Source organism: Vreelandella halophila, assembly GCF_009856365.1.
In the GTDB taxonomy this organism is placed as follows: domain Bacteria; phylum Pseudomonadota; class Gammaproteobacteria; order Pseudomonadales; family Oleiphilaceae; genus Halospina; species Halospina utahensis_B.
In genome coordinates, this window is sequence record NZ_WMEX01000010.1 from 13,471 (window position 1) to 23,913 (window position 10,443).

10 protein-coding genes are annotated in these 10,443 nt (G+C 62.5%); 6 read left to right on the top strand and 4 right to left on the bottom strand.

The window, feature by feature from the left end:
* The first annotated feature begins 51 nt into the window (after positions 1–51).
* Positions 52–978, top strand: coding sequence for a DUF4382 domain-containing protein (locus GLW01_RS14685; RefSeq protein ID WP_160899564.1), 927 nt, complete (start codon positions 52–54; stop codon positions 976–978).
* Between the two features lie 16 nt (positions 979–994).
* On the opposite strand, the gene GLW01_RS14690 is transcribed toward GLW01_RS14685, so the two are convergent.
* Both GLW01_RS14690 and mrcB read right to left on the bottom strand, forming a co-directional pair.
* Complete coding sequence (locus GLW01_RS14690) at positions 995–1,525, bottom strand: tetratricopeptide repeat protein (protein ID WP_160899565.1); 531 nt, start codon at positions 1,523–1,525, stop codon at positions 995–997.
* Between the two features lie 14 nt (positions 1,526–1,539).
* A complete protein-coding gene (gene mrcB, locus GLW01_RS14695) occupies positions 1,540–3,837 on the bottom strand; it encodes a penicillin-binding protein 1B (protein WP_160899566.1) in 2,298 nt (765 codons plus the stop codon).
* A gap of 106 nt (positions 3,838–3,943) precedes the next feature.
* Here mrcB and GLW01_RS14700 point away from each other — a divergent pair, with 106 nt between their 5' ends.
* On the top strand, positions 3,944–5,503 hold the full coding sequence (locus tag GLW01_RS14700) for an AAA family ATPase (RefSeq protein ID WP_160899567.1): 1,560 nt from the start codon (positions 3,944–3,946) through the stop codon (positions 5,501–5,503).
* A 76-nt stretch (positions 5,504–5,579) separates the two neighbouring features.
* A complete protein-coding gene (locus tag GLW01_RS14705) occupies positions 5,580–5,936 on the top strand; it encodes a pentapeptide repeat-containing protein (RefSeq protein WP_151441449.1) in 357 nt (118 codons plus the stop codon).
* A gap of 20 nt (positions 5,937–5,956) precedes the next feature.
* Here GLW01_RS14705 and GLW01_RS14710 read toward each other — a convergent pair whose 3' ends face one another.
* Entirely contained in the window at positions 5,957–6,856 is a 900-nt protein-coding gene (locus tag GLW01_RS14710; protein ID WP_151441450.1) for a LysR family transcriptional regulator, read from the bottom strand.
* Positions 6,857–7,039: 183 nt separating this feature from the next.
* Here GLW01_RS14710 and GLW01_RS14715 point away from each other — a divergent pair, with 183 nt between their 5' ends.
* On the top strand, positions 7,040–8,203 hold the full coding sequence (locus tag GLW01_RS14715; protein WP_160899568.1) for an alkene reductase: 1,164 nt from the start codon (positions 7,040–7,042) through the stop codon (positions 8,201–8,203).
* A gap of 44 nt (positions 8,204–8,247) precedes the next feature.
* Here the strand turns inward: GLW01_RS14715 and sfsA are convergent, their stop codons facing one another.
* Positions 8,248–8,961, bottom strand: a complete 714-nt coding sequence (gene sfsA / locus GLW01_RS14720) for a DNA/RNA nuclease SfsA (protein WP_160899569.1) — start codon at positions 8,959–8,961, stop codon at positions 8,248–8,250.
* A 164-nt stretch (positions 8,962–9,125) separates the two neighbouring features.
* Here sfsA and dksA point away from each other — a divergent pair, with 164 nt between their 5' ends.
* Both dksA and gluQRS read left to right on the top strand, forming a co-directional pair.
* Entirely contained in the window at positions 9,126–9,566 is a 441-nt protein-coding gene (gene dksA, locus GLW01_RS14725; RefSeq protein ID WP_077529412.1) for an RNA polymerase-binding protein DksA, read from the top strand.
* 18 nt (positions 9,567–9,584) lie between these two features.
* Positions 9,585–10,442 (top strand): tRNA glutamyl-Q(34) synthetase GluQRS, encoded by an 858-nt coding sequence (gene gluQRS, locus GLW01_RS14730; RefSeq protein WP_160899570.1) that lies wholly within the window; start codon positions 9,585–9,587, stop codon positions 10,440–10,442.
* Position 10,443: the final 1 nt, after the last annotated feature.

Sequence of the window (10,443 nt, forward strand, 5' to 3'; positions counted from 1 at the left end):
GGTGCCGATAACGGCATTGGCGATCAGCCACACACGACAAGGGAGAAGAACATGACATCCAATGCACTCAAACCACTGGCAATTGCCGTTCTCGCAGCCTCCACGACAGGGCTCACCGGCTGTTTCAGCAGTTCTTCCTCGGGGGGCGACAGCGGCTCTCTCTCACTCGGCATTACAGATGCGCCGGTAGACTCACTGGAAGAAGTGAACATTTCCTTTACCAGCATCACCCTCAATCACAGCAATGGCGAACGGATCGAGATCGAACTGAATGAGGAGCAGCTGGCCGAGCAACCAATTGATCTGCTAACCCTCCAGCGGGGCAACGCGGCAAGCCTTATTGCCGACGAGGAAGTGCCTGCGGGTGAGTATGAGTGGATCCGACTCAATGTTGTGGACAACCAGACATTTCCAGACATGTATGTGGTCAAAGAAGACAACGGAGGCACCGCTGACCTGGCCGTGCAATCAGCAAGAGGGCTTCAGCTGTCCAGCGGTTTCACTGTCCCTCAGGGCGGCTCGGCGGATTTTACAGTCGACTTTGACCTGCGTTCCGCCATTACAGACCCGCAGGGGCAGGACGGATACTTCCTGAGGCCCTCATTGCGGCTGGTGGACAACAGCGAGGTCGGCGCCATCGAAGGCACTGTATTCAGCAATGTCATCAGCAACCAATGTAACGAGAACACAAGCTTCAATGGGGCTGTTTATGTCTATGAAGGCCAGAACGCGGAGCCCATCGACTACAACAGCAAAACCGACAAAGAACCGCTGATGACGGCAGCCGTGGAACAACCGGAAAGTGGCGGCGAACTGAGCTATCGGGCAGCGTTCCTGACCGAAGGCGATTACACCATCGGCTACACCTGTGACGCCGACGACCCAGATGCCGATAACGACCTGACCTTCACCGGCACCCGCAACGTGACGGTCTCAACCAACGAAACTCAGACCGAAGACTTCGTCGGCAGCCAGTAACCCGCACCGGACCGGGCTACATCTGCCCGGCCCGTTCCCTGGCATCCGCCGCGCCCGCCTGGTCGCCCATGCGGGCGCGGATGGCTGCCAGTTCCAACCAGCCCTCCTGCCGGAGCGCCCGGTCATTGCCCGCCTTGCTGATGCCCTTGAGCACGAACTGTTCGGCACGCGCCGGGTTTCCTTTTTCCCGGTAGACCCGACCCAGCGCGTAATAGACCGCCGCCGCATCCGGCGCGATACGCTGCGCCCGCTGGATCAGGTCCAGAGCCCGCCCATCATTACCGGCCTCCAGAGCCGAATCCGCTGAGGCCAGCAGCCCGCGCGCCGCATCCGGAACCCTGCCTCCACTTTCACGCTGGCGGTCAACACTGGGCGGCTCATCCTCGGACGGTTCCTCCACCTCAGCAGACTCCTCCGTCCGCTTACCGATGGGCTCGACCTCGGTTCCGGTGTCTTCTTCCGGCGGCTGGAACCGCACGCTGCAGCCCGCCAGAAGCAGGACCGCAAGAGCCATGCTGCCCCACCGGATCCAGGGTTGAATGGTCATCCTGTCTACCTCCGTCAGAAAATCTGCTGGAACCACCGCTGGATCCGATTGCCCATACCGTCGCTGCAGGGCACCTCTTCCTGGGGTTCCGAGCCCTGTATGAAGGGAATCCGCCTTGCGCCGTCACAGCCCTTCGCCGTAATCCCCCCGGTCTTTGAGTCCACCCAGTGGTAGTCCACGGAGCCGGGCACCACCGGCGAAAACGCCCTGGTGGAGCTGTCGGCCATAATCCGGCCCCAGATCTGCAACGCGCCCGAGCCGCCCGTGAGCGTGGTGGCATCGTAATCGTCACCACCCACCCAGACCACCCCGAGATGATCCCCGGTGAACCCAGCAAACCAGCTGTCCCGGCCTTCATTGGTGGTCCCCGTTTTACCGGCCGTGTGCAGCCGTTCCGGGATGAGATTGTACACCGAGCTGCCCGTACCCTCGCGCATCACCTCCTGCATGGCGTAGTGCAGAAGGTGCATCGGCCCTGGTTCAACCACCTGCTCCATCCGCAGGTCGTAACGGGACAGCACCTCGCCCTCCGGCGTGGTGACACTGCGGATGCTACGCAGTGGCACCCGGAACCCGCCGGAGGCGATGGTCTGGTACATCCGCGCCACTTCCAGCGGTGTCATCTCAACGCTGCCCAGGAGCAGGGAGGGGTACTGTGGCGGCTCATCCTCCATGCCCAGCCGCTGGAGGGTTTCGGTCACGGCCGGCACCCCGAGATTCAGCCCGAGCCGGACACTGGCCTGGTTGTAGGAGTGGGAAAGGGCCCTGTGCAGTGGTACCTGACCGTGGGATTCACCACTGAAATTGGCTGGCGACCAGGTATCACCGTTATCAAACTCCAGGCGGAAGCGCTCATCCTTCAGGGGCGAGATCAGAGTATAGCGGGCCGGCTTTTCCAGGGCAGTAAGATAGGTTGCCGGCTTGACCAGGGAGCCGATCGGCCGGCTGGCGTTCATGGCCCGATTGAAGCCTGGGAACCGCGTGTCGCGCCCGCCCACCAGCGCCTCTACTTCACCGCTTTCACGCCCGGTGATCACAACGGCCCCCTCCAGGGTCCCTGCTTCCTGCCCCTGTTCCAGGGCAGCCATCATGCCGCTGGCTCTCGATTCAGCTGTTGCCTGCAACCGCGGATCCAGCGTGGTGAAAATGCGCAGGCCAGCGGTTTCCAGATCCTCGTCCCGGTAATCCCGTGAAAGGTGTTCACGCACCAGGTCCATGAAGGCGGGGTAGCGGTGGGTATCCTCGTCCGGCGCTGCCGCCACATCCAGAGTCCGCCTCTTGAGGGAGGTCGCGCGTGATTCGGTGATCAGCCCCCGATCAGCCAGCAGCTCCAGCACCAGGTCACGCCTGGCCCGGGCCTGCTCGGGCCGGGTCCGTGGATTGTAGTAGCCGGGACCGCGCACCATACCCACCAGCAGCGCCGTCTCATGGAGTTCCAGCTCACTGAATGGTTTCGCGAAGTAAAAGCGGCTGGCCAACCCAAACCCGTGAATGGCGCGTGTTCCGGACTGCCCCAGGTAGGCCTCATTCATGTAGGCCTCCAGGATCGCCTCCTTGGAGTAACGGGCTTCCAGCAGAATCGCCATGATGGCTTCGTTGAACTTGCGCCAGTAGGTCTGCTCACTGGAGAGCCAGAAGTTCTTGACCAGCTGCTGGGTCAGGGTACTGCCACCCTGCACCACCCGCCCGGCCTGCAGATTGGCGATGAAGGCACGGGCGATGGCCGAGGGCTCCACCCCGTAATGGGACGGGAAGCCCCGATCCTCAACCGTCAGCAGGGTCTCGCGGAAGAGCTCCGGCTGGTCGTCGAGCTGCACCAGGACACGATCCTCACCATGGCCGGGGTAGATGCTGGCAATACGGCGGGGTTCCAGCCGTGCAAGCGCCGTCTCCCCGGGAGCCTCGAACCCGGTAATCGTGCCGCTGTCCGCCGTCACCCGCAGATTGCGGGCGGGTTCCCTGCCATCCGGAAAGTGGAACCCGCGCGTCCGGATCCGGAAGCGTCCGCCCTGACGCTGGAACTGCCCGGCATCCCGCGGTGCACCTGAAACCGGCTGATACCCCAGGGCCTCCAGCTCCTGTGCCAGCGCTTCAGCCCCCACCGGCGCCCCTGCGTAGAGCTCAAGAGGCTGCGCATAGACCCGAGAGGGAATTTCCCAGCGATGATCCTCGAACCGGGAGGTCACCTGGACATCCAGATAGATGGTCCAGGCCACCAGCATCAGAATCCCAACCAGCCCCAGTCGCCAGATCAGCCCGATAAAACCTATGCTGCGGCGCTTTTCCTGCTTTCTTCCTGCTTTTCTACTCATGGCTGCCGATTATAGCGCTCTCACACGCCACGTCATGGGCGGTTTCATGTTCAAAACATGACGTCCCCGTTATGATGTTACTGAATACCTCTGCAGGAGCTGTGGAATGGAATCAGGGCTGATCAGTGCCTTACAGACCCCGGAATGCTACCCCCACCCGGTCAGTGATATCCGCCTGATCGAAACGCACATCTCCTGGGTGCTGCTGACCGGCGATTATGTGTACAAGATCAAGAAGCCTCTTGATCTGGGGTTCCTGGACTTCCGCGAGCTCAGCGCCCGCCGGCATTACTGCGAGGAGGAACTGCGCCTCAACCGGCGGCTGGCGGAACCGGTCTACGAGGCGGTCGTCCCCATCACGGGCAGCCCGGAGTCACCGGCGATCAATGGTGATGGCACGCCCATCGACTATGCGGTGCGCATGCGCCAGTTCGACCCGGAACAGACCCTGGACCGGCTGAGCGAGCGGAACGAGCTGACACCGGAGCAGCTGGATGAACTCGCCGAACGCGTCGCCAGCTTCCACGACTCAGTCCCGTCGCTGCCACCGGACAGCCCCATGGCCAACACCGATGACCTCAGGGACGCGATGGTGGACAACGTCACCACCGCCCTGGAGCACCTGCAGGAGGCCGGCGACCGCCAGCAGGCACAGGCCCTGCTGGAATGGATCCGTGACACCTTTGAGCAACAGCGCGAACGCCTGCAGCAGCGGCTGGCCGACGGACGGATCCGTGAGTGCCATGGCGACCTGCACCTGGGCAACATCGCCCTCTTCCAGGGCCGGATCACTGTTTTCGACTGCATTGAGTTCAATCCCGAATTCCGCTGGATTGACACCGCCAACGATCTCGCCTTCCTGCTCATGGACCTGGAAAGCCGCGGCCATCCCGCATGGTCGGCCCGGGTGCTCAACCATTACCTGGAACACAGCGACGACTATGAGGCCCTGCCACTGCTGCGCCTGTTCAGCGCCTACCGGGCCATGGTGCGTGCCAAGATCGCACTGCTCAGCCCCGCGGATTCCAGCGAGGCCGAACAGCAGAACCTGGACCGGTACCGGCGTTACGCGGAGCTGGCCGAGCGCTACTCCATGATCCCCCAGCCCTGGCTGGCAGCCACCACCGGCTTTTCCGCCAGCGGCAAGTCGCGTTTCAGTTCCGCGCTGGCGGAACAGTTCAGCATGATCCGGCTGCGCTCCGATGTGGAGCGCAAACGCCTTTTCGGGCTCGGGCCAACCGAATCCAGCAACTCCGCGCAGGATGCCGGCATCTACACCCAGGACGCCACACGCCAGACCTACCAGCGGCTCCAGGCGCTGGCCCATCGCGCGCTGGCGACCGGCTACCCGGTCATCGTGGACTCCGCGGCGCTGCACCAGAAAGAGCGGGATGGCCTGTCGGAGATAGCGGAATCGCTGGGTGTTCCCTTCGTACTGATCGCCTGCGAGGCACCGGAATCCGTTCTGCGTGAACGCATCCGCGAACGGGCCCGCCGCAGCGGTGAGGTTTCCGAGGCGGACGAAGCGGTCCTCGATCAGCAGCTGGGCAGTGCGGACCCCATCGGTGAAAGCGAACGCAGCCACACCATCCATGTCCACACCCACACCCCGGGTGCCCTGGAGGCACTGATCCGTGCCCTGGACCCCGGACCACGCGGCCACTGATCACCACGCACGTGGCAGCCAGCGGGCAAACAACTATACTGGGGCCAGAAGCCCGGATAACACTGGACGGACAACAATGGAAGAAGATCTGGCCCGCAGTATCGACGACCCGCTCTATCAGGCGCTGCGCGACGAAAACATCCAGGCCTTCAATGAGGCCCGGGACAAGCTGGAAAAGCTTCCGAGCTTCGCCTATGGCGATTTCCGCGGTCTCGACCTGCGCGGCCTCAATGCGAAGGACCTGGATCTCCGCCACGCCTATTTCCGGGGAGCGGATCTGCGCGGCATTGATTTCAGCGAGACCGCCATGGAAGGGGCCAGCATTGCCCACACCAAGATCTCAGGCTGCTTCTTCCCCCGAGCCATAGCCGCCGATGAGATCGTGATGTCGCTCAACCACGGCACCCGCATGCGCTACAACACCAGGGGCTAGCCCGGAGGCGGCCATTACCTTCAAGCCTGGCCTGGAAACGCCTCCTGCAGAAGGGAGAGCACCCACTGCTGCAGGGGATCCTGGTCGGTACGCGGATGCCAGGCGGCAATAACATCGAAACAGGGCGGTGATTCCTCCAGATCGATGGGGGTTACCAGCGGATGGGGAAGAATCCTTGAGGGCAGGAAGGCGACACAGTCGCTGGATGCAACGCAGGTTGGGGCCGCAGAGAAACTCGGGACGGACATAACGATATTCCGTCCGTACCCTTTGCTGGCAAACCAGCTGTCAGCGGAACCAATCAGGTTGGCCCGCGTCGGCGAGACAATGAGCTGTGGCAACTCAGCCACATCTCCGATGGTCAGCTTGCGCTCATGCAATGGCGAGTCATTCCCTGCCACGCAGATGTGATACTCCGAGAAGAGCAGCTTGCTCTGGCAGCTTTCCGGCGCGAAGGCGGGGAACGTCAGGGCCAGGTCCAGCTCACCGGAGGCCAGCATGGCGTGCAGACGGTCGCTCTCGAACTGACGAACGATCAGCTTCAGGCCCGGCGCCTGCTGCCTGACCCTGGCGACCAGCTCAGGCAACACCACCTCCACCGCATAGTCAGTCGCGGATATGACATAGGTCCCCTGCACACTTGCCGGATCAAACCGCTCTGGGGGAATCAACTGCTCAATACTGTCAAAGACAGCCTTCACCCTCGGTTCGAGCTCCTGCGCCAATGGCGTTGGTACAACACCCTGGCGTGAGCGCAGGAAAAGGCGATCCTGGAAAACCTCCCGCAACTTGTTCAATTGCGCACTCACCGCCTGCTGCGTCATCCCCATCTGACTGGCGGCCCGCGTCAGGCTTCTCTCTTTAAGCAACGCCCTCAGCACACGCAACTGCTTCAGGTCGATATTGCCAATACCACTCATGTTTGTATTTCTCACCAAAAATTACTGTTTCTGTTTGTGATCATACGCCCTTAGTCTTGTGCCCGTCATCGCAGCCATCCAACGACGACTCGGCGTTCCGCGCCAGGTCCTGAACAAACAGGACATCGGCAGGGTCGAGATGCTGCTGCGTCAATGTACCTTCCACTGAAAAGGCCCAGAACCATGAATACTGAATCGCTTTTTGAATCAGTGCGCCTCGGTGATCTGACACTGAAAAGCCGCATCGTGCTGCCACCGCTGACGCGCTCCAGAAGCACCCAGCCGGGCAACATCCCCAATGACATGATGGCAACCTACTACGCTCAGCGGGCTTCCGCCGGCTTTATGGTCTCGGAAGGCACCCAGGTCGAGCCGCGTGGCCAGGGGTATGCCTGGACGCCTGGTATCTCCACCCCGGAGCAGGTTGAGGGCTGGAAAAAGGTCACCGAGGCCGTTCACGCCGAAGGAGGTACGATCTTCTGCCAGCTCTGGCATGTGGGCCGGATATCGCACCGTTCGCTGCAACCGGAAAGGGCAGCTCCGGTGGCGCCGTCCGCCATCCGCAACGAAACCGTTAAGGTGTTTGTTGAAACAGGGCCCGGTGAAGGCAAGATCACTGATTCCGACGACCCCCGTGCCCTGAGCACGGATGAGGTTGGCGAAATGGTTGAGTTATACGCCCGGGCGGCGCGCAATGCCATGGAAGCCGGCTTTGACGGCGTGGAGATCCACAGTGCCAATGGCTACCTGGTCAACCAGTTCATCTCGGAACACAGCAACCAGCGCAGCGACCAGTATGGCGGCAGCCTGCGCAACCGGTTGCGCTTCCTGGAAGAAGTGGTCAGTGCCGTCTCCAAGGAAGTGGGCGCCAACCGCCTCGGCGTCCGGTTCTCACCGCTGTTCGAAAGCACGGACGAAGAGCGCGTCTATCTCGGGCTGGTTGAATCCGACCCCCAGGAAACCTATGTGGAAGCGGCACGGATGCTGGACCGTCAGGGCATCGCCTACATCTCGATTGCCGAGGCGGACTGGGATAATGCCCCCGAACTGCCAGACAGCTTCTGCCAGGCTCTGAGGGATGCGTTCAGCGGCGCTCTGATTTTTGCCGGGCGCTATACGCCGGAAAAGGCCCTGCGCATGTTTGAGGCGGGCTATGGTGATCTGTTCGCGTTCGGCAAGCCCTTTATCGCCAACCCGGACCTGCCCCATCGCATCTGGCATGAACTGCCCTGGAATAAAGTGGATCCGGCAACGATGTACGGAGGCAGCGCCCACGGCTACACCGACTACCTCACTTACGCACAGCAGGCCCAGCAGAACGCCCCGGAACCGGAAAGTGTTTCCTGACAGGCCCAGCCGCGCGCAGGAGTGGCTCCTGCGCGCGGCAACCCCTATAGAACAACACTCACCTCCCCGCCCGGCTCCAGGGCCTCGGGGGTCATGGTCATCCGCCAGGCCCGACACGCCACGCCCTTATCAACCACCTCGCGCAACAGCTGCGCATACACCGGATCGATACCCTCGGCCAGCCGCACTTCCCGGGCACCGGAATGGCTGACACAGAACAGCAGCATGGCCCGGTCCCCGGCTTCCACCCGCCCCTGCAACTCGCGGAGATGCTTCTGCCCCCGCGCCGTAACCGCATCCGGAAAGTACGCAACACTCCCCTCCGCCAGGGTCACGTTCTTCACCTCGATCCAGACCGGTCTACGCTGTCCGGTGCTGTCCTCCAGAAGCCAGTCGATCCGGCTCTTCTCACTGCCATAGCGGACTTCCGGGCGCACACGGTCATAGCCGGTCAACACCCCGGGTCGCGCCCCATTCAACAGCTCCCCCATCACGGTATTGGCGCGTGCGGTATTGATACAGGCAACCTCACCGCCAGAGCCTGTCTCCACCAGCTCCCAGGTCCAGGACAGCTTGCGCTTCGGGTTATCGGAATGACTCAGCCAGACCCGGCTTCCCGGCGCATCGCAGCCCATCATGGACCCTGTGTTCGGGCAGTGCGCCACCACCGTTTCACCGGAATCCAGCGTCACATCCGCCAGAAAGCGCTTATAGCGACGCACCAGGATTCCGGGCGTCAGTGGTGGATCGAATTCCATGGGTAGCTCCCCCAGATGTTATCTGCTACGTTTCGCAATCTTGCCTGCCATGCCCCGCATCTTCTATAAAGAGCGGATGGCGTGGCCAATCCGGAATTGCGGCAATGATGCCGAAGGTCAGTCGCCGGCGCCAGGCCGGCTGCGACTCGAAAGGGGTAACCATTATGTCGAAGAATGAACCCGCTGTTCAGAACGACTTTGCCGACTTCAAGCCCTACCAGCCGGGCGATGATGAAGAGTACATGAACCAGGAGCAGCTGGAGCATTTCCGGAAGATCCTGCTCGGCTGGAAACAGGAGCTGATGGAGGAAGTGGACCGCACGGTACACCACCTCCAGGAGGACGCCGAGAACTACGCGGACCCGAGCGACCGTGCCACCCAGGAAGAAGAATTCAGCCTGGAGCTGCGCACCCGTGACCGCGAACGCAAGCTGATCCGCAAGATCGACAAGACCATCGACCGGATCGACAAGGACGATTACGGCTTCTGCGACCAGTGTGGCGTGGAGATCGGCATCCGGCGGCTGGAGGCGCGCCCGACCGCAACCCTGTGCATCGACTGCAAGACCCTGGCCGAGATCCGGGAAAAACAGACTGGCGTCTGATCCATCCCAGGCGCTGTCATGGCCTACCGCGGCCGTTTTGCCCCATCGCCCACAGGGCCACTCCACTTCGGCTCGCTGGTCGCGGCACTGGCGAGCTGGCTGGACGCGCGTGCGCATGATGGCACCTGGCTGGTCCGCATTGAGGACATTGACCCGCTGCGCGAGGCCCCCGGCGCCGCACAGCGCATTCTGGATACCCTCACGGCCCACCAGCTGGTCCCTGATGAGTCCCCCTGGTACCAGTCCCAGCGCAGCGAGGCCTATGACGCTGCCCTGATCCGGCTCCGGGAGGCCGGCAAACTCTACCCCTGCCCCTGCTCCCGCAGTGAACTCAATGCCCATGGGGGCCAGCACCCCAGGCGGTGCCGCGAGCGGCTGGACTGGAACCAGCCGGAGCCCTTTGCTCTGCGCTTTCCGGTAGAGGCGCATGACGGGCACTGGTATGACCGTGTGCTGGGCGACCAGCCCCTGAGGCTGGTGCGGGAAAAGGACGATGCGGTACTGCGGCGCAAGGAAGGCTTCTACGCCTATCACCTTGCCGTGGTGGTGGATGACATTGCCCAGGGCATCAACCAGGTGGTCCGGGGGCAGGACCTGGCCGAGCTCACCCCAGCCCACCTCTGCCTTTACGAAGCTCTGGAAGAGACACCGCCAACCTACCTGCACTTTCCGGTGGTCTGTAACGAGCGGGGTCAGAAGCTGAGCAAACAGGCGGGCGCATCCGCCATCGATGACACCATGGCACCGCGGAACATCAGCCAGGCACTCACCGCCCTGGCGCACCGCCCACCCGGGAACCTCAATGAGAGGCCCGTGGAAGACCAGCTGGCGTGGGCCATCAGCCACTGGGACCCGGACAGGCTCCGGAGGGCATGAC

What these genes read in the sequence shown, in the direction of transcription:
- GLW01_RS14690 (WP_160899565.1), bottom strand. Translation starts at nt 1,525, where the DNA reads ATGACCATTCAACCCTGGATCCGGTGGGGCAGCATGGCTCTTGCGGTC.
- mrcB (WP_160899566.1), bottom strand. Translation starts at nt 3,837, where the DNA reads ATGAGTAGAAAAGCAGGAAGAAAGCAGGAAAAGCGCCGCAGCATAGGT.
- dksA (WP_077529412.1), top strand. Translation starts at nt 9,126, where the DNA reads ATGTCGAAGAATGAACCCGCTGTTCAGAACGACTTTGCCGACTTCAAG.
- GLW01_RS14705 (WP_151441449.1), top strand. Translation starts at nt 5,580, where the DNA reads ATGGAAGAAGATCTGGCCCGCAGTATCGACGACCCGCTCTATCAGGCG.
- GLW01_RS14715 (WP_160899568.1), top strand. Translation starts at nt 7,040, where the DNA reads ATGAATACTGAATCGCTTTTTGAATCAGTGCGCCTCGGTGATCTGACA.
- GLW01_RS14700 (WP_160899567.1), top strand. Translation starts at nt 3,944, where the DNA reads ATGGAATCAGGGCTGATCAGTGCCTTACAGACCCCGGAATGCTACCCC.
- GLW01_RS14685 (WP_160899564.1), top strand. Translation starts at nt 52, where the DNA reads ATGACATCCAATGCACTCAAACCACTGGCAATTGCCGTTCTCGCAGCC.
- gluQRS (WP_160899570.1), top strand. Translation starts at nt 9,585, where the DNA reads ATGGCCTACCGCGGCCGTTTTGCCCCATCGCCCACAGGGCCACTCCAC.
- sfsA (WP_160899569.1), bottom strand. Translation starts at nt 8,961, where the DNA reads ATGGAATTCGATCCACCACTGACGCCCGGAATCCTGGTGCGTCGCTAT.
- GLW01_RS14710 (WP_151441450.1), bottom strand. Translation starts at nt 6,856, where the DNA reads ATGAGTGGTATTGGCAATATCGACCTGAAGCAGTTGCGTGTGCTGAGG.